Here is a 24,631-nt window from a genome sequence, read left to right as displayed (position 1 = left end):
AGACTTTGAATCTTCTCATCGTGCTTTCCGAAAATCGATTCCGATTTTCGGGCCGATGCGATAAGCCTCCATAGATCCATAACAGGGTGGGCACTGGTCCATTCGCGGAGGAAAACATGGCTCTGAGCGACCTCAATCCGGTCGAGCGCAACGAAGAAGGGATCGCCGCTGTGCTCGGCATCCTCAAGCAGCGGCTCGGCGGGAGATTCCAGACCGGCGAGGCGATCCGCGCCCAGCACGCGCATACCACCACCTACATTCCGACCCAGGCGCCGGATGGCGTGGCTTTTCCGGAGACGACGGTGGAGGTGCAGGAGATCGTGTCGGCCTGCGCCGCACACCGCGTGCCGATGATCGCTTTCGGCGTCGGCTCCTCGCTGGAAGGCCACACCAACGCGCCGGGTGGCGGAATCTCTGTCGATACGTCGCGGATGAATCGCATCCTCGCGGTCAACCCGCAGGATCTCGACTGCACGGTCGAGCCCGGCGTGACGCGCGAGGATCTCAACCGGCACTTGCGCGACACCGGCCTGTTCTTTCCGATCGATCCGGGCGCCAATGCATCGCTCGGCGGCATGGCGGCGACGCGGGCGTCGGGCACCAATGCCGTGCGCTACGGCACGATGCGCGAGAATGTGTTGTCGCTGACGGCGGTGATGGCCGACGGCGAGACGGTGACGACCGGCAAGCGTGCAAAAAAGAGCTCGGCCGGCTATGATCTGACGCGGCTCCTGATCGGCTCCGAAGGCACGCTCGGCATCATCACCCAGCTGACCCTGAAGCTGCAGGGCATTCCGCAGGCGATTTCCGGCGGCGTCTGCCCGTTTCCCAGCGTCGAGGCGGCCTGCAATGCGGTGATTGCGACAATCCAGATGGGCATTCCGGTGGCGCGCATCGAACTGGTCAATGCGCTGCAGATGCGGGCGATGAAGAGCTATTCGAAACTCGACTACCCGGAAAGCCCATGCCTGTTCGTCGAATTCCACGGCAGTGATGCCGGCGTTGCCGAGCAGGCCGAGACTTTCGGCATGATCGCCGAAGAATATGGCGGCGGACCATTCCTGTGGACCAGCGTCGCCGAGGAACGGACGAAGCTGTGGAAGGCCAGACACGACGCCTATTGGTCGTCGCTGACGCTGCGGCCCGGCGCCAAGGGGCTGTCGACCGACGTCTGCGTGCCGATCTCGCGCTTTGCCGAATGCGTCACGCAAACCGAGGCCGACATCGCTGAGATGGGGTTGATCGCGCCGATCGTCGGCCATGCCGGCGACGGCAATTTCCATGTGCTGGTGCTGATGGACGTGGACGATCCGAAGGAAATCGCCGCAACGGAAGAGTTCGTCGCGCGGCTGAATATGCGGGCGATCGGCATGGACGGAACCTGCACCGGCGAGCACGGCATCGGACAAGGTAAGGTCGGCTTCCTGCGCCATGAACTCGGCCACAGCGTCGACATCATGCGCACGATCAAGCAGGCGCTCGATCCGCTGAATATTATGAACCCTGGGAAGATACTGCCAAGGACCGGCCACTAGGATGCCGACGGCCGAGACACTGTTGTCGATCGACTTACCGCTGTCATCCGCCGGCACGCCTTTGCCTCACGTCTTCGCGGATGAACGCAAGCTGCTCGTTGCCTATCTCATCAACAGACCGGATCCATCATTCAATGGCAAGAATCCGCGCTCGGTTTCGGCGGCGACAAGCAACCAGTCCGTGGCGATACTGACGGCAGACCCTTATCTGGCCTTTCAGTTCGGCCCGCCGAACGACGAAGCCATCGGCGGGCACCGTTTGCATGAGCTGGGTTTGCGGCCATATGGGGCATTCGAAGTTCTCAACTCATCGTGGATCGCTTCCTTGGAAAACGCAAATCGGGTTCACTCATCCCACAGACCAGAACTGTTTTCCGACTATCGGCATTTCGTCCTGACGTTCCAAGATTCGACGCTTGAGTTCATCGCTGAGAGTTTTTCGTGCAGCCTTCACGAAGGGGCGATCTTGCCGACATTGATGGAGGCAGTCGGGCACCGTGCTCCGGTGCACCACGTCAAACCGGTCCGCTTTATTGACAGACTTTGGCGACGCATATGATCTTTCAAGGAATTCCCCTGCTTTGATCGCGTCCGCAAGCGCGTTTGAAGGGAAATTGCCTCTTTATCGACACGCGGATGCGGGTAGAGTGCGGCTGATTTTTCAATCAACTGCTCGGAGCTCATGCTCGCACGCCTGTTCGTGATCTTCGGTGGCCTTTTCGTGCTGGTGCTGTGTGCGGCGCTGGTGGTGCCGTATTTTATCGACTGGACGGGCTACCGTGCCGATTTCGAGCGCGAGGCAAGCGCCATTCTGGGCCGCAAGGTAACCGTTCAGGGCGATGCGACGGCGAAATTGCTGCCGTTTCCGTCGGTGACCTTCTCGAACGTCACTGTTGCCGGCGGCCCCGGCGGCCAGCCGGCAATGACCGTCGAGACCTTTTCGATGGATGCGGAACTGGCGCCCTTCCTGAGCGGAGAAGTGCTGATCTTCGACATGCGGCTGGTGCGGCCGAAGGCGACGATCGACATTGCCGCCGACGGCACGGTCGACTGGGCGATACGCCCGTCGTCGCCCTTCGATCCCAGCCAGATCTCGATCGAGAAGCTGACGGTGACGGACGGAGAGATCGCACTGCGCCATGCCGCCGGCGGGCGCAGCCATCTCCTTTCCGAGATCAATTCGACGATCTCTGCCAAATCGCTGGCCGGACCTTGGCGGATGGATGGTTCGCTGCGGCTCGACGGTCTGCGCAGCATGGTCGTCGCCTCCACCGGCAAGGCCGGTAGCGACGGGCAGATGCGGCTCAGGCTCAAGGCCGATCCGGACGCCTATCCGCTGGTCATCGAAGCCGACGGCAATGCCGGCATCGTCAACGGCGCCGCCATCTATTCGGGCCAGTTCAAGGTCGCAAGTTCCGACAAGAATGGTGCCGACAAGAGTTCGGCGCAGCTTCAAGGCACCGACGGTGAGATGATGAAGGCCAGCGCAGGCAAGCCGGAGCCGGGGTTCAGGCTGAACGGCAAGTTTTCGCTCGACCACCAGAAACTTGGGGTCGACGAATTCCGCTTCGAGACCGGGCCGCTTGACAATCCATACACCGCCGACGGCAAGGCTGCCGTCGAGCTTGGGCCGAACCCAAGCTTTTCGATCGAGGCCGATGGCGCTCAGGTACAGTTCGATGAAGCCGTCGGCGCCGCGGCCGGCGCCGGGCTGACGCTGTCGGCGCGTGTCGCGGCGCTGGAGCAGGCTCTGCTCGAGCTGCCCAAGCCGACCATACCGGGCACCGTCGAGGTGAAGCTGCCGGCGGTGGTGGCCGGCGACACGACGGTTCGCGACGTACGCCTTTCCGCTGAGCCGGCCGATGCTGGCTGGTCAGTGAAGTCGCTGGCCGCGACACTGCCCGGCCGTGCCAGGCTGGAAGCAAATGGCATGCTCAGCGTCGAGGATCACTTCGGCTTCACCGGTTCGCTGCTTCTGGCGGTGGCGCAGCCTTCCGGCTTTGCCGCCTGGCTGTCGAGGGATGTCGACGAAGCGATCCGCCGGCTGCCGGCCGCCGGCTTCAAGGCCAAGGTCGACCTGACCGGAAAGCGCCAAGCCTTCAGCGACCTCGAACTCGTTCTCGGCAAGGCGAAATTTTCCGGTCGCATCGATTCCAGCCAGCCCGACGAGGCGAGGCCGTCGGTGCTGATGCGGCTCGAAGGTGGCGAACTCGATGTCGACGGCCTCGCCGCCTTCGCCTCGATCTTCATCAGCGACAAGGGGGACAACCGTTTTTCCGACCGCGACCTCGATTTCCAGATCAAGGCCGGACCGGTCAGTGCCGGCGGGCTAACCGCCGATACAGTCGATACGGCGCTCAGGCTGCGCGACGGTCTGCTCGAAATCGACCGGCTCTCGGTTGGCGGGCTCGCCGGCGCCTCGATCAGCGCCACCGGCCGGATCAAGGATTTCCCGGTGAGCCCGACCGGTAAGCTCGATGCCTCCGTAGTCGCCGTCGACCTCAAGCCGTTGGTCGATGTCGCGGCGCAGCACTATCCTAATAATGCCGTGCTGAAGGGGTTGGCGGGGCGTGCGGCGGCCTATCCCGAACTGTTCCAGGATGCGCGCGTCGATCTGGTGACGAGTGCCGCCGCCAATGGCGATGGCACGACAGGCCTGGCAGTCAGCGCGCAAGGCAAGGCCGGCGGTTCGGCGTTTTCGGCGTCGCTGTCCGGCAAAGGGGTGGCCGACCGGCTTCTCGAGGCGCCGGTGTCGCTAACCTTCAACGCCAGGAATACCGACGCCACCGCACTTCTGGCGCTTTACGGCCTGCCGGCGTTGCCACTCGGCATGCTTGGCGAGGCGACCACCGATGTCTCGGCAAAAGGCACGCTTGGCGGCGGCATGGCGACGAGCTTCAACCTCATCGGCAACGACTTCAAGGCCGGTTTCGACGGGACGATCGCGGGCACGCCAGAAGGCCCCACCGCAAAAGGCAAGGTCAGTCTGGAAGCCGCCGACATCGAGCCGTGGCTGATGACGACAGGCGTTGGCTTTCCGGGGATGGGGACAGGCATGTCGACGTGGCTTGCGGCCGACGCCGATTTCGGCAACGGCCTTCTGGTTCTGTCCAGGCTCAGCGGCGCTATCAACGAGGCGGCGGTTTCCGGCGACGTCAATGTCGACGTCAAGGACGGGCTGCCGCATCTTGCCGGCGCGCTGGCACTCGATGAACTGGATCTCGATCCGATGGCGGTGGCACTGTTTGGCGACCAGGCCTTCCTGGGCGCCGGCGGGGCTTGGCCGACCGCCCCATTCAGCCAGAAGTCCAGCCTGCCATTCACCGCCGAACTCGACCTGACCACGGCATCGCTGGCCGCCGGCCCGCTGGCCACGGCCTATGACGCAGCGCTTTCGCTGAAGCTCGATCAGGAAGGCATCCGCGTGTCGGACCTCAAGGCAAAGTTCGCCGGCGGTGCGCTTTCCGGGCTGTTCGAGCTGAAGAACAATGACGGCACCGGGCTTTTCTCCGGCCAGATGAAACTTGCCGGCGCCGATCTGGCCACCGTGCTGCCACAGGCTGGCATCAGCGGAAGCGGCGATTTCTCGGCGGCGCTCTCGACCAGCGGCAAATCGGTCGATGCGATGGTTGCGGCGCTGTCCGGTTCCGGCACGGCGGCGCTGAAGGGCTTGACCATTGTCGGTGTCAATCCCGACGCCTTTGGCGCCTTCATCGCCAAGGCCGACGCGATCGGGCGCGATATCGATGCGGCAAAGACTGCCCGCTTCGCGCCGCAGATCGCCGCGGACGGCAGTTTTCCGGCCGGGGATATCGACATCGCCTTCACAATCGCCGGTGGCACGCTGAGGGCACCGCCGGTCAATCTTGAAAATCCGGCGGCGAAGCTGTCCGCCGACATCACGGCGGACCTGAACGCCAGCACGGTCGCCGCCAGCGGTTCGATCACTTATCGGCCCGGCGACGAGGCGCTGGTCGGCTCCGATCCGACTGTGAATTTCAGCGTCGACGGGCCGTTCGGCGCCGCGAAGCGGCAATTCGACAGTGAGCCGCTGTCGCAGTTCCTGACCCAGCGCGCGCTGGAAAAGGAACAGCAGCGGGTCGAGGCCATGCAGGCGGCACTGCTTGAAAAACAGCGGCTGCGGCGCGAGGTGCGTTACTACGCGGCTCTGCAAGCCGAGCGTGAGAGGGCAGCCGAAGAATTGCGCAAACAGCAGGAGGCGGCGCGGCTGCAAGCCGAGGCAGATGCCAGGGCAAAGGCTGAAGCCGAGGCAAAGGCTCAAGCCGAAGCGGAGGCGAAGGCCAAAGCGGATGCGCAGGCGCGGGCTGAAGCCGAGGCTAAAGCCAAGGCCGAGGCGCAGGCCAGGGCTGAAGCGGAGGCCAGAGCCAAGGCGGATGCACAGGCGAAGGCTGAAGCGGAGGTCAAAGCCAAGGCGGATGCTGAGGCCAAGGCTAAGGCGGACGCCGAAACGAGAGCCAGGGCGGCGCAAAAAGCGGCGGACGAGGCGGCGGGGGCCGAAGAACAGCAACGCGGGAAGCTGGAAGAGGCGATGCGGATCGCTGCGGAAGAAAAGGCAAAGCTCGACGCCGAACGCAGGGCCGCCGCTGAGCAGGCGCAGAAAATCGAGCGCGCGCCTCAGCCGCCGGCCAATGACAACCCGCCGCCAGCAGAATCCGCGCCAAAACCCACGCTTGAACCTTCGTCGATCGACAATCTGCTGAAGTCGCTGGGCGGCGGATAGCTCCACCTAGACTGGTTTCATCTTTCGCTTCGCCCAATCCAAGACATAGAGCCTGAGCGCCGAGGACAGGTTGGCATCGCGCGGCCGGGCCTCGTCGATTTCGGCGACGAGGGCGGCGAGCGTCAGTTTGCGCGCGACCGCGATGGCGACGAGGTCGTCGAAAAACGGCTTTTCGAGCGAATAGCTGGTGCGATGGCCGCGAATGGTCACCGAGCGTTTCTCGACCGGGCTCACCGGACGTGACTCATTTCACTTCAAGCATCGGATTTATCCGAAAACCGCGGCGCACTTTTCGGTCCGATATCCGGGGAATCCGGATCGCCCGAGGCTTCGCGGCGATGGCCGGCGACAAACTTTTCTGCCTTGTCGGCGATCAGACGGTCACGCTCCCGGTCGGCCTTGGAACGGCCGTGCAGCGTCCGGTTCTGTTCGGCCAGGCGCCCCTTCTCGGCTCGTGCCTTCTGCTTGCGGGCCTGGCGGAGATTGACGATGTCGGCCATGTCGCGCGGCCCGTCGGATCACTTCTTGCGAAAGGCGTCGAGCGACACCACTTCGGCGCCTTTTGCGGCATCGGCCGCGGCAGGCTTCTTTTCAGCCTCTGCGGTCTTCTTCTTCTCAGGCTTTTTCTCGGCGACGACGGCCAGCGGTTCGGAAGCGGGCTGGCCGCCCAGTTCTTCTTCTGCCGAGGTCTCCGTCCTCACGTCGAACTCGAGCTCGAAATTGACGGACGGGTCGTAAAAGCCGCGCACGGCCGAGAACGGGATTTCCAGCTTTTCCGGCACGTCGGAGAAAGACAGCCCGACTTCGAAGCCGGTGTCGGTCACCTTCAGGTCCCAATACTGGAACTGGATGACGATGGTCATCTGTTCGGGATAGCGCTCGCGCAAGCGGGAAGATACGCGCACGCCCGGGGCGCCGGTCAGGAAAGTGATGAAGAAATGATGGTTGCCGGGAAGGCCGGTGCGCGCGACCTCGGCCAGGACCTTGCGCATGACGCCGCGCAATGCCTCCTGGGCCAGAATGTCGTAGCGGATGTGGTCGTCGGCCATGTGGCTGTCGGGTTCCGTTGAATCGTGCGCATAGCTGTAATCAAGCTTGAGCGCGGCGTAAACCGGATATAGACGCCGGCAGCGCAGATGCGAGAGGGCATGCCTCAGATTTGATCGCTCAGGCGCCAGCGAGCGCGCTGTGCTTTTGCGCGTCGACCGCCGGCTGCCGCTTGCCGAAGGCGCGCAGGAATGTGCGCACGCCATGTGTCGCCGATTGCAGCACCTCGTCATCGGTCGGCGTGCCGCCAAGCATGAAGGTGGTCTGCAATTCGGCATTGGCAAGGGCGAGGAACTGGCGCGCCGCGACATCGGGGTCCTCGATGTCGAGGAAACCGGCATGGGCGAGGCGGGCGAAACGGGCGGCGATCGCCGGCCATGTCCTGCCCGGTCCCTGTTCGCGCCATTCGGCAAAGAGCTCGGGATAGCGCTCGCCCTCGGTCTGAATCAGCTTGCGCAGGAATTTTCCGTCGCGGTTGCAGATACAGTTGCGGTTCATGCGCACAGCAAAAGCGATCAGATCGGCCTCGAGATCTTTCGGCTGGTCCGGAAAGGTGGAAATGGTGGCGAAAATGCCGGCATTGCAGCGCTCGGTGAGGTCGCGGACGATGGCGACGAAGAGTTTCTCCTTGTCGCCATGGTGGTTGTAGATCGTCTGGCGCGAAACGCCGGCCTCGGCGGCAATCATGTCGATATTGGCGCCGGCGAAGCTTTCGCGGCAGAACACCTCGCCGGCTGCGTCCATGATGGAGACGCGCTTGGCCTCGTGGCTGCGTGGCGTGATGGTGTCAGGAGAAACGTTGGACTTCATGAAAACTACATAGAGGTGATTGACGAATTAGACAAGAGTGTCTAAATTTCTGGACTTTCCCTGAAAGAGATTTCGCTCCGCATAGCAGTCGGAATTTCATGGGATGGAGCGTCATTGCCTTACACGCCGGCCCGCGGCGGCAACCAGATCTGAAAGAAGCCTGCTATCATGAGTCCCCAATTCCTCCGCATCGCGATCGTGCTCGGCCTGTTGACCGCCATCGGGCCGTTTGCCATCGACATGTATCTTCCGGCGCTGCCTTCGATCGGCGCGGATCTGCAGGCCAGCACCGCTGCCGTGCAGATGAGTTTGCTGATCTTCTTCCTGTCCATGGGGTTTGGCCAGATCGTCGTCGGACCGATCTCCGACATGGTCGGGCGCAAGCTGCCGCTCTATGGCGGCCTCGCACTGTTCATGGTCGGCGGCATCGGCTCGGCGCTCGCTCCCTCGATCGAATGGCTGATCGCCTTCCGTTTCCTGCAGGGGCTCGGCGCCAGCGCAGGCATGGCGGTGCCGCGCGCCATCGTGCGTGACCTGCACACCGGCACCGACGCTGCCAAGCTGATGTCGCTCTTGATGCTGGTGTTTTCGGTGTCGCCGATCTTGGCGCCGCTGACCGGTAGCGTGATCATCGAGAATTTCGGCTGGCGTGCCGTGTTCTGGACGGTAACGGGTGGGGCGGTGCTCGCCACCATCCTGCTGGCGACCTCGCTCAAGGAGACGCGGCCGGTCGACGCGCGTGCAGGCAGTTCGTTCGGCACCGCGCTCACGGCCTATCGCTTCCTGATGGGCGACCGCAACTTCCTTGGCCTGGCGTCTATAGGCGGCTTCGGGATCGCGAGCTTCTTCGTCTATCTGTCGAGCTCCTCCTTCATCCTGATCAACCATTACGGGCTGTCGCCGTCGGTCTACAGCGTGTTCTTCTCGATCAACGCGGTCGCCTTCATCGGCATGTCGCAGTTGACGGGGGTGCTGTCCGAACGGTTCGGGCTAAGGCCCGTGGTGCGGGTCGCGGTGGTCGGCTATGCGACGACGATGGTGGTGCTGTTCGCGGTGATGGCGTCCGGCGTCGACCGGCTCGACGTGATGGCGGTGCTGCTGTTCGTCGGCTACGGGTTCCTCGGCCTGGTGATCCCGACGACTTCGGTGCTGGCCATGGAGGAGCATGGCGCGATCGCCGGCACGGCCTCGGCGCTGATGGGCACGCTGCACTTCGCGATCGGTGCGGTCGCCATGGGCATCGCCGGCGTGTTCTTCGACGGCACGCCGCTGCCGATGGTGGCCGGCATCACGCTTTGCGCGGTGATCTCGTTCGTGCTGGCCAAGGTGACGCTTGGCCGTGGGCGGGAGGTTGTCGAAGCGCCGGCAGAGTAGAGGCTTTCCAGCGAGAGCATGAAAAGGCCGGGTCATTCCCGGCCTTTTTCACGTCTGGGCTCAAGCTGCAAGCCCGCCTCGGCCAAGATAATCGCAGTCGCGCCTCGACCGGCGCCAAGAGCAACGGGACCAGTTCATAGCCCAATTCGGTGTAGATGCTGGCCAGCGCGTGATAGGTGCGTTCGGCTCCGTCGAGGGGCTGCCTTCGCTCGCAATCCTGCCAAAAAATCTCGCGCCATGGCGGGGCGATGAAGACATGACTGCGTAGCGGAAGCGTTGGCGGCATTCCTGATGTGGTCGGGCACTGGCAGGCCAGTGAGGCGCAGATAACTAAGAGTGTCCGGCACGCCGCGATCGAAAGAAGACGGGACCGTTCTGTTCGAGGGCGGCTCGATAGGCGCGCAGCTCCCAGGACAGCAAGACAGCGTCTCGAAGAGGCATAGCGCAAGAAGCGCGGCCAGCAAGCCTGCTCCCATTATCGTTTCGAAGGGGGAGAGGTGGAATCGAAGGGGAGAAGTGGAGGTTTCTGTTGCCAGGTACCTCCGAACCCCGCCTAGAAGTGCGAACCACTAGGGCTTGAATTGAAGCTATCGCACCGCTTACGCGGCGAGACGTGCTTCCGCATAGTTGTCGTTGGCAACTATAAGTTTAGCCCGATAACGGTGGTACAATGCCGGGCAAAAGTACGATCTTTACACCTTCGTCGATCCTATTTCGCCCCCAGCAAAAGCCGCTCCTCGACAACAGCGGTTTTTGGTGGAGGCGCCGGGTACCGCCCCCGGGTCCGAACGGCTTATTTCATCGCCTGTTTATCGCCATAGTCGGTCGAGCCGACCAAACAGATATAGGGACCGATCGTGGAAAATGAAAGGCCTCAATTGATGCTTTGTCGCTGTGTCAAACAGCCTCGCGAAGGCTTGACTTGTCAACCGTCTCAACCGAAGATTGCGGCGGTGAGGAGTTACCGACTTAGCGCACATTTTGCGGCAGCGCGCCACGACCCTCATCGACCGGATCCCGTGGCGCTGACGAGGGGAATTTTGATGGCCGATTATCTTGCAGACGTGAAGAAGTACGACGCCGCGGCAGATGCCGACGCGGTCGCCAAGATCGTGAAGCATTTGGGCATTGCGCTCAGGAATCGGGATTCCTCGCTGGTGTCCTGCACGGATCCCAAGGAACTCGATCGCGTCAAGGCCAACTGGGTTGCCAAAAAGCTCGGCATAGCCGACGGCAGCAAGGCGGACGCGGCCATCGAAAAGACTTGCAAGGCGATGGAGGCCGACAACACCAAGAGCCGCGTGACCTTCTATTACCTGGTCGCCAAGGATCTGGGTAAGCTCGCCAGCCTCTGAACAATCATCCTGCATCGGCGGATGCTGGCGCGATTCCCGCGCCAGCCCAGAGCATGGCCGCGAGTGTCTTGTCTGAAGATTCTGCGCTTTGATATGTTCGGCCAGCAGCCAGTCGGTTATGATGGCCGGTAACCCGAATCGAGCCCCCGAATCGAGCCGAAGCCGATGCGCCAGTACCTCGACCTCTTGAAGCACGTGCTGGAAAACGGCGCCGATCGCGGCGACCGCACCGGCACCGGAACGCGCTCGGTGTTCGGCTACCAGATGCGCTTCGATCTTGCGCGCGGCTTTCCGGTCACCACCACCAAGAAGCTTCACCTGAAGTCGATCGTGCATGAACTTCTGTGGTTTCTGGCCGGCGACACCAACATCAAATACCTCAACGACCACGGCGTCTCGATCTGGGACGAATGGGCCGATGAGAATGGCAACCTCGGCCCGGTCTATGGCAAGCAATGGCGCTCCTGGCCGGACGGCCATGGTGGCGCCATCGACCAGATTGCCAATCTCTTGAAGGAGATACGCAAGAATCCTAATTCCCGAAGGCTGATCGTTTCGGCGTGGAACCCGGCCGAAGTGGAAGCCATGGCGCTGCCACCCTGTCATTGCCTGTTCCAGTTCTATGTCTCGGAAGGCAGGCTTTCCTGCCAGCTCTATCAGCGTTCCGGCGATATCTTTCTCGGCGTGCCGTTCAACATCGCTTCCTATGCGCTGCTCACCTTGATGGTGGCGCAGGTGACGGAGCTGAAGCCCGGCGATTTCGTCCACACGCTGGGCGACGCGCATCTTTACGCGAACCATTTCGAGCAAGCGCGCGAGCAGTTGCGGCGCACGCCCAAGGCGCTGCCGACGTTGTGGATCAATCCGGAGGTGAAGGACCTCTTTGCCTTCCGCTTCGAGGATTTCCGGCTGGAAAACTACATCGCCGATGCGACGATCAAGGCGCCGATCGCGGTGTGAGCCGCAAACATCGGGCTTCTACCTACCTTGTTTCGAAATTGTTCGGCTGTAGCGCTGTGCCGTCCGCCCGCGATGCCGACCATGACATCAGATGCTTTGACCTGCCTCGTCGGCCCTGCGATGTCGCGCTGTATCCACCGCTATTTCTCGCGGCGGTGGCGGCAACACGCAATGCCATTGGCTGGGCCATTGTTCGGGCTAAGTCTGGCAAAAGCCCTTCCCTTGTTATATTCACATGGATATATCGATTGGCAGGCTCGCGACGATCGGATTTTTCAAGTCCCAGGAGAGTTCATGCTGGTGCGCAACGGTTTCGGATTGAAGGCGGCTGCCATTGGCGGCCTGACAGCGATGCTGATCGCCGCCATGCCGGTTGCCCATGCGGATGACAGACTGATCGTCTTCGCCGCGGCAAGCATGAAGAACGCCCTGGACGCCGTGAACACCGCCTGCGAGGCCGATGTCGGCGAGGTGGCAACCATTTCTTATGCGGCAAGCTCCGCCTTGGCCAAGCAGATCGAGGGCGGCGCGCCAGCCGATGTCTTCATCTCAGCCGACCTCGACTGGATGAAATATCTGTCCGACAAAAAGCTGACCAAGCCGGATACCGAAGTGAAGTTGCTCGGCAACCAGATCGTGCTGGTGGCGCCGAAGGATTCGTCGGTCGAAACCAGGATCGAAAAGGGTTTTGATCTTGCCGGGCTGATCGGCGACGGCAGGCTTGCCATGGGCGATTTCAAAGCGGTGCCGGCCGGCAAATATGGCAGGGCCGCACTTGAATCGCTCGGCGTCTGGTCCTCGATCGAAGGCAAGGTGGCACAGGCCGAGAATGTGCGCGCAGCGCTCAAGCTGGTCTCGACCGGCGAAGCAGCACTCGGCATCGTCTACGCCACCGACGCGAACGCCGAGCCCGGCGTAAAGGTGATCGGCACCCTCCCGGAGGATTCGCACCCGCCGATCGTCTACCCGGTTGCCCAGATGGCGGATTCGACGGACAAGGATGCGCCGGCGTTTTTGGAATGCCTGCAATCCGCCAAGACAGGCGAGATTTTCAAGGCGCAAGGTTTTACGGTCCTTACGCCGAGCAACTGAGGCACGCCAAAAAGATGAACTGGCTGCTGGATCTCACTCCCGACGAATGGAATGCGGTCCGGCTGTCGATCAAGGTGGCGACAGTGGCGATGATCGCCAGCCTGCCACCCGGCATATTGATCGCGCTTGTGCTCGCCCGTGGACAATTCTGGGGCAAGACGCTGCTCAACGGGCTGGTGCATCTGCCGTTGATCCTGCCGCCGGTGGTTGTCGGTTATCTGCTGCTGCTCTCCTTCGGCAGGCGCGGCCCGGCCGGGGCGTTTCTGGCCGAGCATTTCGGCATCGTTTTTTCTTTTCGCTGGACAGGTGCCGCACTGGCCTGCGCCGTCATGGGCTTTCCCTTGATGGTGCGGGCGATCCGGCTGTCGATCGAGGCGGTCGACCGCAGAATCGAGGCGGCGGCCGGAACGCTTGGCGCCAATCCGCTGTGGGTGTTCGGGACGATCACGCTGCCGCTGATCCTGCCCGGCCTGATCACCGGCGCGATCCTGTCTTTCGCCAAGGCGATGGGCGAATTCGGCGCAACGATTACCTTCGTTTCCAACATCCCAAACGAGACGCAGACACTGCCGTCGGCGATCTACACGTTCACGCAGGTGCCGGGCGGCGATGCCGGCGCGCTCAGGCTGACGCTGATCTCGATCGTCATTTCGATGGCAGCACTTGTCGCGTCGGAGGTTCTGGCGCGGCGCGTCGGCAAGCGGATGGATATCGAATGACGGTCGCGCTCGATATCACCCATCGGCTTGGCGATTTGGGGCTCGACGTCCGCTTCGGGAGCGCCGGGCGGCTGACCGCGCTGTTCGGGCCCTCGGGCTCCGGTAAGACGACGCTGATCAACATGATTGCCGGATTAATCCGGCCCGAGAAGGGGCGGATCGAGGCCGACGGCCGCGTGCTGGTCGATACGGATGCGGGCCTGTTCGTGCCGAAGCACAAGCGCCGCATCGGCATGGTGTTCCAGGATGCGCGGCTGTTTCCGCATATGAGCGTGGCCAGCAATCTGCGTTACGGCCGCTGGTTCACGCCAGCGGCGGAACGCTATGCGGACATGACTGCCGTTGTCGACCTGCTCGGCATCGGTCCTTTGCTCGACCGGCGGCCGGCGAAGCTTTCCGGCGGCGAGAAACAGCGCGTGGCAATCGGCCGGGCGCTGCTCGCTAGTCCAAGGTTGTTGCTGATGGACGAGCCGCTGGCTTCGCTCGACGACGCCCGGAAGGCAGAAATCCTGCCTTACATCGAGCGGCTGCGCGACGAGATGAAAATCCCGATCGTCTATGTCAGCCATTCGATCTCGGAAGTGGCGCGGCTGGCAAGCGACGTCGTTGTGCTGGCGCAAGGCAAAGTCGCCGCTTGCGGCCCGACCGGAGCGATCATGCAGCGGCTCGACCTGTTGCCGGCAGAAGAGCGCGGCGAGGGGGGCGCGGTGCTGGATACTGCGGTGCTGCGCCACGACGGAGTCTTTGGCATGACCGTGCTTGGCTCGGCGGCGGGCGACATCCGCGTGCCGCTTCTGGGTGTGCCGGTGGGTGCGCCGGTGCGCGTCCGCATCCGTGCCCGCGATGTGATGATCGCCATCGAACAGCCGACGGGTCTCAGCGCGCTCAACATTCTGCCGGGCACGATCGTTGCGATAGAGCCGGGCGAGGGGCCTACGGTCGAGATCGGCATAGACTGCAATGGCGCAACCGTGCTTGCCCGGATCACCGAGCAATCGCGACAGACGCTGAAACTTCGGCTCGGTCGAAAAGCATACGCGGTGGTCAAGACGGTAAGCTTCGACCAGGCGAATACGAGCGCCGGCCTGCCTGTCGAGGCGGATGGATGACAGACGGATGATTGTCGCTATATCATTTTGGAATAGCGGTATCGCTTGAGAGCTTCTAGGATGGACGTCGCGTGACTGCGGAGGAGCAAATGCCGTCGCTGAGCTTGCGTATAAACCTCGATCCGGGCGGTCGCATCGGACCGGGCAAGATCGAGCTTCTCGAGCAGATCGCCGCCTTCGGATCGATCTCGGCGGCGGCGCGCGGCATGGAAATGTCCTACAAACACGCTTGGGATCTCGTCGAGGACATGAACAGGGTGTTCGGTAAGCCGCTGGTCGCGGCGCAGACCGGAGGGAAAAAGGGCGGCGGCGCCCAGTTGACTCCGGTGGGGCTTGCGGTAGTCAGCCGCTTTCGCGCCATCGAACGGGCTGCGGCTTCCGCGGCGGCGGCGCATATGGAGGCACTACAGGCGGAGATCGATGCCGGGTGAGGTCGATGATGGATTCTGTACCGGCCGAGCCTATTCCTCCGGCTCGCCGGGCTTGCGCAGCAGATAAGTGTCCATGATCCAGCCTTTTTTCCGGCGGGCCTCGTCGCGGGTCTTCACGATCTCGTTGCCGACGTCGCCAAGGCGGCCGGAAATGAGAATCTCGTCGGGCGTGCCGAGATAGGCGCCCCAGTGGATGAGGAGATCCTTGTCATCCAGCGAATCGAAGGCGCATTTGCCGTCCAGCATGACGACGGTGCTGCCGGCATTGTCGGGCAAACCTTCTTCGGTAAGCCGGCGCCCGGTGGTGATCTGAACCGCGTCGCCGATGCGGTTCAGTGCCATCTTGTGGCTGGCGGCGAGCGCCTGGACGGCAGTGATGCCGGGGATCACCTCGAGCTCGAACCCGACATTGCCTCTCATGCGCACACGCTCCAGTATGCGCAGCGCGCTGTCGTAGAGCGAGGGATCGCCCCAGATCAGGAAGGCGCCGCAGCCATCTTGCGAGAGCTCGTCGCGGATCAGGCTTTCATAGATCGCGGCGATCGCCTCGTGCCAGTCATCGACGGTCGAGCGATAGGAGGGCGCTGGTTCGGCCCGCGCCGGCACGTCGAATTCGACGCGACGTGAGTTTGGATTGGTGACGAATCGGTCGCAGATCTGGCGGCGCAGTTCTGCGAGGTCGTTCTTCTTCTCGCCCTTGTCGGGAATGAACAGTACGTCGGCGCGGTTCAAGCCGCCGATGGCCTGCACGGTCATGTGGTCGGGATTGCCGGCGCCGATGCCGATGACGAGAAGCTTGCGCATGAGCGAACTCCTGCCCGATCGGAACGTCGGTGTCCAGAGAGCCATGGCATGTGCGCCAACGCGGAAGGGCTTTGAAACTCCACATTGAAACGGCTAGAGTCATACCGGCATCTCGCCAAGGGAGCTTCCATGTTCCGTTATGTTCTGACCGCAGCGCTGGCGCTCTCGGCCACGCCCGTATTCGCCAATGATTCGATTGCCGAATTGGGAACGGGCGGCCTGATCCTGTCGCGCAGCGACGCGATCGCCATGGAGAGTGAGGACCTCTACATCTCCCCGGAAAAGGTGACGGTCGATTATGTCTTCCGAAACAACACCGACAAGGATGTCGACGCGATCGTTGCTTTTCCGATGCCCGACATCGAAGGCGATCCGAACGAGATGCCGGCGATCCCCGACGGGCAGAGCGACAATTTCCTGGGGTTCGAGGTGACGATCGACGGCGTGGCGGCAAAGCCGCAGCTCGAGCAGAAGGCATTTGCGCTCGGCATCGACATCAGCGCCGATTTGAAGGCGCAAAACGTGCCGCTCTACCCGTTTGGCGATGCGGCCAGGGCGGCATTGGCAAAGCTGCCGCAGGCGGTTGCCGACGACTGGGTCGATCGCGGCATCATCATCGAGGACACCCCCGACGACGGTTCGGGCATGAATACCGTCTATGTGCCGTTCTGGCAATTGCGATCGACCTACTGGTGGCGCTCGACCTTTCCAGCCAATAAGGCAGTCCACGTCGCCCACCGCTACAAACCGAGCGTCGGCGGCACGTCCTCGGTCAGCTTCTTCTACGATGGCCAGTTCCAGGGCCAATACGCCGCCTACAAGACCCGATACTGCATGGACGGCACGTTCGAGAACGCGATCCGCAAGGCAGCGAAGAACAATCCCGACGGCACTCCGAAATATTTCGAGAACCGCATCGCCTATATCCTGACCACGGGCGGTAACTGGGCGACGGGCGCCATCGGCAAGTTCAAGCTGACCGTCGACAAGGGCGATCCAAAGAACCTGGTCTCGTTCTGTGGCGAAAACGTCAGGAAAGTCGGACCGACCCGTTTCGAGATGACGGCAGAAAATTTCTACCCTGAGCACGATATCGACATATTGCTGCTGGTGCCTTCGGACGATGGCGGGAGCGGCGGCTGATGGACGTCGCGATCTATGTCGCCATCGCCGAAAACGGCGTGATCGGGCGCGATGGTGGTTTGCCGTGGCGGCTTTCCAGCGATCTCAAGCGGTTCAAGGCCGACACGATGGGCAAACCTATCATCATGGGTCGCAAGACCTGTGAAGGCATCGGCCGGCCTCTGCCAGGCCGGCTCAACATCGTGGTGACCCGTGACAAGGCCTGGCGCGCCGAGGGCGTCGAAGTCGTGCATTCGCTCGACGAGGCGATCAGTCTGGCGAAGGTGCGCGGGCGCTGCATGGCCGGCGCCGACGAAATCTGCGTTATCGGCGGCGGCGAGATCTACGCCCAGGCGCTACCGCTGGCCGATCGCTTGCATGTCACCCATATCCTTGCCGCGGTCGACGGCGACGCGCATTTCCCGCCGATAGACCCGGATTTGTGGCGCATTGTCCGCTCGCAGGACGTTCCGGCCGGTGAAAAGGATACCCATGCGACACGCTATTCGGTTTACGACCGCCGCCGCGACGTGCATTGAGAGGCGATAAAGGGTCGCGACGGTCCAAAACGGGCGGTGACGACGACCGATCGCGTTGAAAGCGTGCCGTCGCGTCCCTATAGAAGGACGATACTGGATTTTTGCGTCGTCAGGCCGGCGCGTGAGGGAGCGAAAGGACATTCATGCCCTGGAATGACAAAAGCGGCGGAGGCGGCGGCCCATGGGGCGGCGGCAACAATCCAGGACCCTGGGGGCAGGGGCCGAAGGGGCCTAGCGGTCCGCAGGGCTCGCCTCCCGATCTCGAAGATATCATCCGGCGCGGCCAGGACAGGTTGCGGCGTGCTTTGCCGGGTGGCGGCGGCGCCAGCCCTGCCGTGTTCGGGCTGATCGCGGCGGCGCTTGTCGTGCTGTGGGCGTTCAAGGCGGTCTATACCGTGCAGCCCGATGAGGTTGCGGTCGAACTCAGATTTGGCGTGCCAAAGGCGGAGTTCTCGCAGCCAGGCCTGCATTTCCATTGGTGGCCCATCGAAACGGTCGAGACGGCCAACATCGCCGAACAACTCGTCAACATCGGCGGCGGCACGGCCGCCGGCAACGGTTCAGGTCTGATGCTTTCGGGCGACCAGAACATCGTCAACGTCCAGTTCTCTGTGGCCTATCAGGTCTCCGATCCGAGGGCCTATCTGTTCGACGTGTCTGATCCAGACGGCATGCTGCGGCAAGTCGCCGAAAGCGCCATGCGTGAGGCTGTCGGTCGGCGGCCGGCGCAGGACATCTTCCGCGACGATCGCGAGGGCATTGCGGCGTCCGTGCGCGAAATCATCCAGACGACGCTGGACGGCTACAGGGCCGGCCTGAACGTCAACGCGATTTCGATCGAGGATGCCGCACCGCCGCGTGAAGTGGCCGACGCGTTCGACGAGGTGCAGCGCGCCGAACAGGACGAAGACAAGTTTGTCGAGCAGGCCAACCAGTACTCCAACCAGAAGCTCGGCCAGGCGCGCGGCGAGGCCGCACAGATCCGCGAGGAGGCGGCCGGCTACAAGAACCGGGTCGTGCAGGAGGCCGAAGGCGAGGCGCAGCGCTTCATCTCGGTCTATGACGAATACGCCAAGGCGCCGGATGTGACGCGCCAGCGGCTTTATCTGGAAACGATGGAGAGGGTTCTGAAGGATTCCAGCAAGGTCATTATCGAGCAAGGCAGCGGACCAGGGGTCGTTCCCTATCTGCCGCTGCCTGCATTGCAGCAGAAGGCGCCGGCGCCGGTCCTCGGAGGAACCCAGTGATGGCCAACCGTCTTCCCATCATCGCCGTCATCGCCGCGGTTATCCTGTTCCTGCTCTATTCATCGGTCTTCGTTGTCAATGCGCGCCAGCAGGCGCTGGTGCTCAGGTTCGGCGAAATCGTAGACGTCAAGAGCCAGCCGGGCATCTATTTCAAGGCGCCGTTCGCCTTCTTCGACGCCGACAGCGTGCAGTTGATCGAAAACAGGGTGCTACGCTTCGACCTCGACAACATCCGCGTCCAGGTTTCAGGCGGCAAGTTCTATGAGGTCGACGCCTTCATCGCTTATCGGATCTCCGATCCGCGCGTGTTCCGCTCCGCGGTATCCGGCCAGATCGAACTGGCCGAGGCACGGTTGAGAACGCGTCTCGACGCCGCCTTGCGTCGGGTTTACGGTTTGCGCGACTTCGAGGCGGCGCTCTCGGAAGAGCGAGCCGTGATGATGCGTGAAGTGCGCGACCAGCTGAGGCCCGACGCCACGTCGCTCGGCCTGCAAATCGAGGATGTCCGCATTCGCCGAACCGATTTGACGGCGGAAGTCTCGCAACAGACATATGACCGCATGAAGGCTGAGCGTCTGGCCGAAGCCGAGCGGCTGAGGGCGCGCGGCAACGAGGCGGCGCAACGCATCAGGGCGCGCGCCGACCGCGAAGTGGTGGAGATCGTCGCCGAGGCACGGAGAGAGTCTGAAATCCTGCGCGGTGAAGGCGAAGCTCAACGCAGCGCCACCTTCGCGAATGCCTACCAGCGCGATCCAGCCTTCTTCGACTTTTACCGGTCGATGAATGCCTACGGCACGGCGCTGGACAATACCGGGACGACGATGGTGCTGTCGCCGAATTCGGAATTCTTCCGTTTCTTCCGCAACCCCGCCGGCGCGGCTGCGCCGGCAGCGTCGCCCGCAGCACCTGCTGCACCGGCAGCGCAGCCAGGCATCGGCCAGTAACGGCCGGTGCAGGATTTTCTGGCGGCAATAGGCTTGGTTCTCGTGGTAGAGGGCCTGGTCTATGGCGGCTTTCCCGGCCTCGCCAAGAAACTTGCCGGCGAAGTTCTGTCGATGCCGGAGAATGCGCTGCGGGTCGCCGGGCTGATTGCCATCGCCGTTGGCGTCGGCATCGTCTGGCTGGTGCGAGGTGGATGACGGTCTGTGATTTCGGGATAACGGAGGTTTTATCCTCCGCCGATAGCCATAGCCGCAAACGTGCCGTATTTCTTGCCAACATGGTTCGACGCAGCGTTTTCGGCGAGCGCTTTTCTTCTCAGAGACACCGGGAGACTTCTCGATGACATCCAACAGGTTTTTGCGCGCGGCGAGGCGGACGTTCACTGCGGGTGCTGCAGCACTTCTTATCGGCGCCGCTACCGTCCCGTCCCTGGTGACGCCTGCGGCCGCCGCCGACGGCCCGGCTTCGGTCGCCGATCTCGCGCAGGGCCTGCTCGGCGCCGTGGTCAACATATCGACCTCGCAGAGGGTGAAGGGCACGGAAGGCCCGGGCGCGGTACCGATGCCGCAGCTTCCGGAGGGCTCGCCCTTCCAGGATTTCTTCGACGATTTCTTCAAGAACCGCCCCGGCGAACAGGGCAACCCCTCGCAAAAGGTGCAGTCGCTGGGCTCCGGCTTCGTGGTCGACGCCGAGCAGGGCATCGTGGTGACGAATAATCACGTGATCGCCGATGCCGACGACATCGAGGTGAATTTCTCCGACGGCGTGACGCTAAAGGCGACGCTGGTCGGCACCGACACCAAGACCGACGTGGCGGTGCTGAAGGTCGATCCGAAAGGGCACAAACTGACGGCGGTGAAATTCGGCGATTCCAGCAAGATGCGTGTCGGTGACTGGGTGATGGCGATCGGCAATCCGTTCGGCCTCGGCGGCACCGTGACGGTTGGTATCGTCTCGGCCCGCAACCGCGACATCAATTCCGGTCCCTATGACGACTTCATCCAGACCGATGCCGCGATCAACCGAGGCAACTCCGGCGGACCGCTGTTCAACAGCGACGGCGAGGTGATCGGCATCAACACGGCGATCATCTCGCCGTCCGGCGGCTCGATCGGCATCGGCTTTTCCATTCCCTCGCAGCTTGCGTTGGGCGTCGTCGACCAACTCCGCCAGTTCGGCGAGACGCGGCGCGGCTGGCTCGGCGTGCGCATCCAGCCGGTGACGGACGACATTGCCGAAAGCCTCGGCATGGCCACCGCTAAGGGCGCCCTGGTCGCCGGCGTCATCAAGGGCGGGCCTGTCGACAACGGCACCATCCTGGCCGGCGACGTCATCATCAAGTTCGACGGCAGGGACGTCAATGAAATGCGCGACCTGCCGCGCGTCGTCGCGGAAAGCACGGTCGGCAAGGCTGTCGACGTGGTCATCGTGCGCAAGGGTGTCGAGCAGACCGTGAAGGTGACGCTCGGCCGGCTCGAAGATGGCGAAAAGCTTGCCAGCGGCGAGAATGGCACCGCCGACGAGGATAATGGCGACGAGGCGCCCGCCGTTTCGACGGCTTCCGTGCTCGGCATGACCGTTGGCGAGCTCAACGACGAGACGCGGACGAAATTCGGCATCGCCGCCGAAGTCTCCGGCGTCGTCATCACCGAAGTCACCAAGGATTCGGCCGCTGCCGAACGTGGCATCCAGGCCGGCGAGGTGATCACCGAGATCGCTCAGGAATCGGTCGCCACGCCCAAGGATGTCATGGACCGGATTGCTGCGTTGAAGGAGCAGGGACGCAAGAACGCGCTGCTGATGCTGGCGTCGAAGACCGGCGAATTGCGGTTTGTGACGATCCGGATGGACTGAGTCCGGCCGGCTTTGCTGTCTTGGCAGAACCGGTCGAACTGCACTTTCTCTGGCGCCCGCAATTGAATGATCCGAAGGATGAGATGGTGCTTGAGGCAGCGATCAATGGTCGGGCAGACGCATTGGTCACTCACAATCGCCGCGATTTTGTGACTGCGGCAGGCCGTTTTGAAGTTCCAGTGATCAGTCCCGCCGAATTGTTGGAAGGATTTCGAACATGAGCAAGGCGACCTATCCGTTGAAACTTCCCTTGTCGATCAAGGAGGCGGCTGCACGTCTGGCAAAGGCTGATGGGGTGTCGCTGAACCAGTGGATCGCTTCGGCCGTGGCGCAAAAGGTTGGAGCCATGGAGACAGCGGCCGATTTCCTACGTCGACGGGCTGGCGATGCATCAGGCGTGATTTCGCTAAAGTGCTCGATCGCGTCGGCGTCAAACCGCCGCAACCCGGCGACGAGGCTCCGTTTGACAAGCACTGATCAGGGCCGGTTTTTTTGCCAATCCTTGGCTGTCAGCCTGTAGAACACATGCCGCTTGAGCATGGCATGACTGTCCGGAATGCCGGGGTGGTCGAAATCGCTGGCCGGGTCGGCGATCATGCCCAGGCGCTTCATGACGGCTGTGGAACGGCTGTTATCCCTAACGGCGAAGGACACGATTTCGTCGAGGCCAAGCGTTTCGAAGCCATAGGCGAGCCACGCTTCGGCTGCCTCGGTGACATAGTCATGGCCCCAGAATTCGGGCGCCAGCCGCCAGCCGATCTCGACTGTGCCGGCAGACAGGAAGGGCAAATGATCGGTGTCGAGGAGGCCGACGAAGCCGATGCATTGGCGCGTTTCAATTATCTCGGCGGCAGCGAAACCGTAGCCATCCTCGGCGATCCAGGCGCGGAACTCGTCCATTTTGGCGTCCGCGGCAGCGCGGTCGCGGCGAAATGGAAAGTATTCCATGACGCGTTCGTCGGAATTGATGCGGTAGAAGAGCTCACGGTCGCGATCCTCCCAGTTGCGCAGGATCAGGCGCTCGGTGCGGATCGGCGTCACTCCACAAATTCCTCCCGCCGGTAGCCTTGCAGATAGAGCAGCGCGGTCAGGTCGCCGTGGTCAATGCGGAATTTTGCCTCCGCCGCCACGACCTGCTTGGCATGAAGTGCCACACCGGTGCCGGCTAGGCGGATCATGTCGAGGTCGTTGGCGCCATCGCCGACAGCAATGGCGTCGGCGGTCGTCAGCCCGAGTCGCGCCGAAATCTCGAGCAGCGCATCGGCCTTGGCGGCACGCCCCAGGATCGGCTCGGCCACCAGCCCGGTGAAGCGGCCGTCCTGCTCGATCAGGCGGTTGGCGCGGTTCTCCTGAAAGCCGAGCATGGCGGCGATGCGTGAGGTGAAGACGTTGAAGCCACCCGACACGAGTGCAGTCCATGCGCCATTGGCCCGCATGGTCTGGACAAGTGCGCGGCCGCCGGAGGCCAGCGTCAAGCGGTTGGCGATGACGCGGTCGACCACGGCAGCGTCGAGGCCTTTCAGCAGCGCCACCCGCTCGCGCAAAGCCGGCTCGAATGCGATCTCGCCATTCATCGATCGCGCCGTGATGGCGGCGACGTAATCCTTGACGCCGATCTCGTCGGCAAGCTCGTCGATGCACTCCTGGTCGATAACAGTCGAATCCATATCGGCGATGAGGATTTTCTTCCGCCTTCCCTCGGCCTGCTGGACGATCACGTCGACCGGTTCGGGTGCGAGCACGGCGCGCAGGCCGGCGGTCGTTTCAACGGCTTCGGCCGCCTCGGGCAAAGCGAATTCGCAGGCGATGCCTTCGGCCAGCCAGCGAACAGTGCTTGCGCCAACCGACCGTGACACCATATTCGCAAGCGCCGGCGACAATGCGCGGCCGGCGGGATGGGACACAAGCGTGGCGACCAAGGGCGTGGCAAGCGGGGGCATCGAAAATTCCGGCAGGCAGGCGGGCGAGGGCCGCGTTAAGAACGCGATCCTGATAGCCGGGCCGACCGCCAGCGGCAAGTCCGCCCTTGCGGTCGACCTCGCCGAGCGCAATGGCGGCGTCATCGTCAACACCGATTCCATGCAAGGCTATTCGGTGCTCGACGTGCTGACGGCGCGGCCGACTGCTGCCGAACTCGCTCGCGTCCCGCATTTCCTCTACGGACATGTCCATCCCTCCACCGCATATTCCACCGGCGCCTGGCTGCGCGATGTGATGAAGCTCATCGACAACGGTGCGTTCTTGGAACGGCGGGTCGGCACGTTCTTCGAACGGCCGGTGATTTTCGTCGGTGGTACGGGGCTTTATTTTCGGGCGCTTGCGGAAGGCATTTCGGAAATGCCCGACATTCCGCAGTCGATCCGTGATCGCTGGCGCTACGAACTCCAGGAGCAGGGCGCAGCCAAGCTGCACCGCATCCTGCTGCGCGAGGATTCCGCAACCGGCATGATGCTGAAGCCGACCGACGGCCAGCGCATCGTGCGGGCGCTGGAGGTGCTCGACGCATCGGGCCGTTCCATCCTGGAATGGCAGGCGGCGCGCGGCCGTCCACTGATCGACAGGGCCAGCACGCGTTTCTTTGTGATCGAACCGGACCGAGCGGAGCTGGTGGAGCGGATCGAGGCGCGGTTCGACCGCATGCTGGAGAAGGGCGCTCTCGACGAGGTCAGGCGGCTGACCGACCTTGGCCTCGATCCCGACTTGCCGGCGATGAAAGCGATCGGCGTTCGCGAACTCCAGGCCGCAATGGCCGGCGAGTTGAGTTTCCCCGAAGCGATCGAGCGCGCGAAGATCGCGACGCGACAATATGCCAAGCGCCAGGCGACCTGGTTCAGGCATCAGTTGGGTCCGGAATGGATGAGATTGCGTCCTGGTGATCATGTGGAATCCACGATCTCGGATCTCCTTTCCAGTGCAACCTGAAAAGTTGATTTTGAGGGGAGACTTCCCG

General features: G+C 62.8%; 26 protein-coding genes and 1 other RNA gene. 19 read left to right on the top strand and 8 right to left on the bottom strand.

Annotated elements, in window-relative coordinates:
• Positions 1–116: 116 nt before the first annotated feature.
• From ACWUKX_RS05535 to ACWUKX_RS05525, 3 genes are all read left to right on the top strand, one after another.
• Positions 117–1,535, top strand: coding sequence for an FAD-binding oxidoreductase (locus ACWUKX_RS05535; RefSeq protein ID WP_456004660.1), 1,419 nt, complete (start codon positions 117–119; stop codon positions 1,533–1,535).
• A gap of 1 nt (position 1,536) precedes the next feature.
• Positions 1,537–2,094, top strand: a complete 558-nt coding sequence (locus tag ACWUKX_RS05530) for a hypothetical protein (protein ID WP_456004657.1) — start codon at positions 1,537–1,539, stop codon at positions 2,092–2,094.
• Between the two features lie 123 nt (positions 2,095–2,217).
• Entirely contained in the window at positions 2,218–6,276 is a 4,059-nt protein-coding gene (locus ACWUKX_RS05525; RefSeq protein WP_456004655.1) for an AsmA family protein, read from the top strand.
• Positions 6,277–6,282: 6 nt separating this feature from the next.
• Here ACWUKX_RS05525 and ACWUKX_RS05520 read toward each other — a convergent pair whose 3' ends face one another.
• From ACWUKX_RS05520 to ACWUKX_RS05505, 4 genes are all read right to left on the bottom strand, one after another.
• Positions 6,283–6,510 carry a ribbon-helix-helix domain-containing protein gene (locus ACWUKX_RS05520; protein WP_029351392.1) on the bottom strand — a complete coding sequence of 76 codons (228 nt, stop codon included), beginning with the start codon at positions 6,508–6,510 and terminating at the stop codon, positions 6,283–6,285.
• 20 nt (positions 6,511–6,530) lie between these two features.
• Positions 6,531–6,776: a DUF4169 family protein gene (locus ACWUKX_RS05515; RefSeq protein WP_455847333.1), complete on the bottom strand. Its 246-nt coding sequence runs from the start codon at positions 6,774–6,776 to the stop codon at positions 6,531–6,533.
• 18 nt (positions 6,777–6,794) lie between these two features.
• On the bottom strand, positions 6,795–7,325 hold the full coding sequence (locus ACWUKX_RS05510) for an SspB family protein (RefSeq protein ID WP_065010458.1): 531 nt from the start codon (positions 7,323–7,325) through the stop codon (positions 6,795–6,797).
• 118 nt (positions 7,326–7,443) lie between these two features.
• Positions 7,444–8,133 carry a TetR/AcrR family transcriptional regulator gene (locus tag ACWUKX_RS05505; RefSeq protein ID WP_456004652.1) on the bottom strand — a complete coding sequence of 230 codons (690 nt, stop codon included), beginning with the start codon at positions 8,131–8,133 and terminating at the stop codon, positions 7,444–7,446.
• Positions 8,134–8,301: 168 nt separating this feature from the next.
• Here ACWUKX_RS05505 and ACWUKX_RS05500 point away from each other — a divergent pair, with 168 nt between their 5' ends.
• Complete coding sequence (locus tag ACWUKX_RS05500) at positions 8,302–9,507, top strand: multidrug effflux MFS transporter (RefSeq protein WP_456004649.1); 1,206 nt, start codon at positions 8,302–8,304, stop codon at positions 9,505–9,507.
• A gap of 515 nt (positions 9,508–10,022) precedes the next feature.
• Here the strand turns inward: ACWUKX_RS05500 and ssrA are convergent.
• Positions 10,023–10,381, bottom strand: a transfer-messenger RNA (tmRNA) gene (gene ssrA, locus ACWUKX_RS05495).
• Positions 10,382–10,550: 169 nt separating this feature from the next.
• On the opposite strand from ssrA, the gene ACWUKX_RS05490 reads away from it, so the two are divergent.
• From ACWUKX_RS05490 to ACWUKX_RS05465, 6 genes are all read left to right on the top strand, one after another.
• The gene (locus ACWUKX_RS05490) at positions 10,551–10,862 is read left to right on the top strand and encodes a DUF2853 family protein (protein WP_095518624.1); all 312 of its coding nucleotides are present in this window, start codon (positions 10,551–10,553) and stop codon (positions 10,860–10,862) included.
• 165 nt (positions 10,863–11,027) lie between these two features.
• On the top strand, positions 11,028–11,822 hold the full coding sequence (locus ACWUKX_RS05485) for a thymidylate synthase (protein ID WP_456004646.1): 795 nt from the start codon (positions 11,028–11,030) through the stop codon (positions 11,820–11,822).
• A 294-nt stretch (positions 11,823–12,116) separates the two neighbouring features.
• Positions 12,117–12,914, top strand: coding sequence for a molybdate ABC transporter substrate-binding protein (modA, locus tag ACWUKX_RS05480; protein WP_456004643.1), 798 nt, complete (start codon positions 12,117–12,119; stop codon positions 12,912–12,914).
• A gap of 14 nt (positions 12,915–12,928) precedes the next feature.
• The gene (gene modB / locus ACWUKX_RS05475; protein WP_065010276.1) at positions 12,929–13,633 is read left to right on the top strand and encodes a molybdate ABC transporter permease subunit; all 705 of its coding nucleotides are present in this window, start codon (positions 12,929–12,931) and stop codon (positions 13,631–13,633) included.
• Positions 13,630–14,742, top strand: coding sequence for a molybdenum ABC transporter ATP-binding protein (modC, locus tag ACWUKX_RS05470; protein WP_456004641.1), 1,113 nt, complete (start codon positions 13,630–13,632; stop codon positions 14,740–14,742). Before modB ends, modC begins: the two co-directional genes overlap by 4 nt.
• An 89-nt stretch (positions 14,743–14,831) precedes the next feature.
• Complete coding sequence (locus tag ACWUKX_RS05465) at positions 14,832–15,173, top strand: winged helix-turn-helix domain-containing protein (RefSeq protein ID WP_127211717.1); 342 nt, start codon at positions 14,832–14,834, stop codon at positions 15,171–15,173.
• Positions 15,174–15,203: 30 nt separating this feature from the next.
• Here the strand turns inward: ACWUKX_RS05465 and cobF are convergent, their stop codons facing one another.
• A complete protein-coding gene (cobF, locus tag ACWUKX_RS05460; protein ID WP_456004638.1) occupies positions 15,204–15,977 on the bottom strand; it encodes a precorrin-6A synthase (deacetylating) in 774 nt (257 codons plus the stop codon).
• A 129-nt stretch (positions 15,978–16,106) separates the two neighbouring features.
• On the opposite strand from cobF, the gene ACWUKX_RS05455 reads away from it, so the two are divergent.
• From ACWUKX_RS05455 to ACWUKX_RS05420, 8 genes are all read left to right on the top strand, one after another.
• A complete protein-coding gene (locus ACWUKX_RS05455; RefSeq protein WP_456004635.1) occupies positions 16,107–17,120 on the top strand; it encodes a DUF4424 domain-containing protein in 1,014 nt (337 codons plus the stop codon).
• The gene (locus ACWUKX_RS05450) at positions 17,120–17,638 is read left to right on the top strand and encodes a dihydrofolate reductase (RefSeq protein WP_456004633.1); all 519 of its coding nucleotides are present in this window, start codon (positions 17,120–17,122) and stop codon (positions 17,636–17,638) included. The genes ACWUKX_RS05455 and ACWUKX_RS05450 overlap by 1 nt, the downstream gene beginning before the upstream one ends.
• A gap of 143 nt (positions 17,639–17,781) precedes the next feature.
• Positions 17,782–18,885 carry an FtsH protease activity modulator HflK gene (hflK, locus tag ACWUKX_RS05445; RefSeq protein ID WP_029351366.1) on the top strand — a complete coding sequence of 368 codons (1,104 nt, stop codon included), beginning with the start codon at positions 17,782–17,784 and terminating at the stop codon, positions 18,883–18,885.
• Positions 18,885–19,829 (top strand): protease modulator HflC, encoded by a 945-nt coding sequence (gene hflC / locus ACWUKX_RS05440; protein ID WP_029351364.1) that lies wholly within the window; start codon positions 18,885–18,887, stop codon positions 19,827–19,829. The genes hflK and hflC overlap by 1 nt, the downstream gene beginning before the upstream one ends.
• A gap of 6 nt (positions 19,830–19,835) precedes the next feature.
• Complete coding sequence (locus ACWUKX_RS05435; protein WP_029351362.1) at positions 19,836–20,024, top strand: DUF2065 domain-containing protein; 189 nt, start codon at positions 19,836–19,838, stop codon at positions 20,022–20,024.
• Positions 20,025–20,166: 142 nt separating this feature from the next.
• Positions 20,167–21,681: a DegQ family serine endoprotease gene (locus tag ACWUKX_RS05430; RefSeq protein ID WP_456004630.1), complete on the top strand. Its 1,515-nt coding sequence runs from the start codon at positions 20,167–20,169 to the stop codon at positions 21,679–21,681.
• Between the two features lie 20 nt (positions 21,682–21,701).
• Positions 21,702–21,902, top strand: coding sequence for a PIN domain-containing protein (locus ACWUKX_RS05425; protein WP_456004627.1), 201 nt, complete (start codon positions 21,702–21,704; stop codon positions 21,900–21,902).
• Complete coding sequence (locus ACWUKX_RS05420; protein ID WP_456004624.1) at positions 21,899–22,201, top strand: hypothetical protein; 303 nt, start codon at positions 21,899–21,901, stop codon at positions 22,199–22,201. The genes ACWUKX_RS05425 and ACWUKX_RS05420 overlap by 4 nt, the downstream gene beginning before the upstream one ends.
• On the opposite strand, the gene ACWUKX_RS05415 is transcribed toward ACWUKX_RS05420, so the two are convergent.
• Positions 22,159–22,722, bottom strand: a complete 564-nt coding sequence (locus ACWUKX_RS05415; protein ID WP_456004621.1) for a GNAT family N-acetyltransferase — start codon at positions 22,720–22,722, stop codon at positions 22,159–22,161. The two genes, ACWUKX_RS05420 and ACWUKX_RS05415, sit on opposite strands and share 43 nt — an antisense overlap.
• Positions 22,719–23,621, bottom strand: a complete 903-nt coding sequence (serB, locus tag ACWUKX_RS05410; protein ID WP_029357064.1) for a phosphoserine phosphatase SerB — start codon at positions 23,619–23,621, stop codon at positions 22,719–22,721. The genes ACWUKX_RS05415 and serB overlap by 4 nt, the downstream gene beginning before the upstream one ends.
• On the opposite strand from serB, the gene miaA reads away from it, so the two are divergent.
• Positions 23,590–24,603 (top strand): tRNA (adenosine(37)-N6)-dimethylallyltransferase MiaA, encoded by a 1,014-nt coding sequence (miaA, locus tag ACWUKX_RS05405; protein ID WP_456004619.1) that lies wholly within the window; start codon positions 23,590–23,592, stop codon positions 24,601–24,603. The genes serB and miaA overlap by 32 nt on opposite strands.
• Positions 24,604–24,631: the final 28 nt, after the last annotated feature.

The sequence above is a fragment of the Mesorhizobium sp. f-mel genome, assembly GCF_053850215.1.
This window is presented reverse-complemented; position numbering and strand designations above follow the sequence as displayed.

Coding starts and splice junctions, on each gene's coding strand:
- ACWUKX_RS05465 (WP_127211717.1), top strand. CDS start 14,832: ATGCCGTCGCTGAGCTTGCGTATAAACCTCGATCCGGGCGGTCGCATC.
- ACWUKX_RS05515 (WP_455847333.1), bottom strand. CDS start 6,776: ATGGCCGACATCGTCAATCTCCGCCAGGCCCGCAAGCAGAAGGCACGA.
- cobF (WP_456004638.1), bottom strand. CDS start 15,977: ATGCGCAAGCTTCTCGTCATCGGCATCGGCGCCGGCAATCCCGACCAC.
- ACWUKX_RS05530 (WP_456004657.1), top strand. CDS start 1,537: ATGCCGACGGCCGAGACACTGTTGTCGATCGACTTACCGCTGTCATCC.
- ACWUKX_RS05420 (WP_456004624.1), top strand. CDS start 21,899: ATGAGCAAGGCGACCTATCCGTTGAAACTTCCCTTGTCGATCAAGGAG.
- modA (WP_456004643.1), top strand. CDS start 12,117: ATGCTGGTGCGCAACGGTTTCGGATTGAAGGCGGCTGCCATTGGCGGC.
- serB (WP_029357064.1), bottom strand. CDS start 23,621: ATGCCCCCGCTTGCCACGCCCTTGGTCGCCACGCTTGTGTCCCATCCC.
- hflC (WP_029351364.1), top strand. CDS start 18,885: ATGGCCAACCGTCTTCCCATCATCGCCGTCATCGCCGCGGTTATCCTG.
- hflK (WP_029351366.1), top strand. CDS start 17,782: ATGCCCTGGAATGACAAAAGCGGCGGAGGCGGCGGCCCATGGGGCGGC.
- ACWUKX_RS05450 (WP_456004633.1), top strand. CDS start 17,120: ATGGACGTCGCGATCTATGTCGCCATCGCCGAAAACGGCGTGATCGGG.
- ACWUKX_RS05510 (WP_065010458.1), bottom strand. CDS start 7,325: ATGGCCGACGACCACATCCGCTACGACATTCTGGCCCAGGAGGCATTG.
- ACWUKX_RS05455 (WP_456004635.1), top strand. CDS start 16,107: ATGTTCCGTTATGTTCTGACCGCAGCGCTGGCGCTCTCGGCCACGCCC.
- modC (WP_456004641.1), top strand. CDS start 13,630: ATGACGGTCGCGCTCGATATCACCCATCGGCTTGGCGATTTGGGGCTC.
- modB (WP_065010276.1), top strand. CDS start 12,929: ATGAACTGGCTGCTGGATCTCACTCCCGACGAATGGAATGCGGTCCGG.
- ACWUKX_RS05430 (WP_456004630.1), top strand. CDS start 20,167: ATGACATCCAACAGGTTTTTGCGCGCGGCGAGGCGGACGTTCACTGCG.
- ACWUKX_RS05505 (WP_456004652.1), bottom strand. CDS start 8,133: ATGAAGTCCAACGTTTCTCCTGACACCATCACGCCACGCAGCCACGAG.
- ACWUKX_RS05490 (WP_095518624.1), top strand. CDS start 10,551: ATGGCCGATTATCTTGCAGACGTGAAGAAGTACGACGCCGCGGCAGAT.
- ACWUKX_RS05525 (WP_456004655.1), top strand. CDS start 2,218: ATGCTCGCACGCCTGTTCGTGATCTTCGGTGGCCTTTTCGTGCTGGTG.
- ACWUKX_RS05535 (WP_456004660.1), top strand. CDS start 117: ATGGCTCTGAGCGACCTCAATCCGGTCGAGCGCAACGAAGAAGGGATC.
- ACWUKX_RS05500 (WP_456004649.1), top strand. CDS start 8,302: ATGAGTCCCCAATTCCTCCGCATCGCGATCGTGCTCGGCCTGTTGACC.
- ACWUKX_RS05485 (WP_456004646.1), top strand. CDS start 11,028: ATGCGCCAGTACCTCGACCTCTTGAAGCACGTGCTGGAAAACGGCGCC.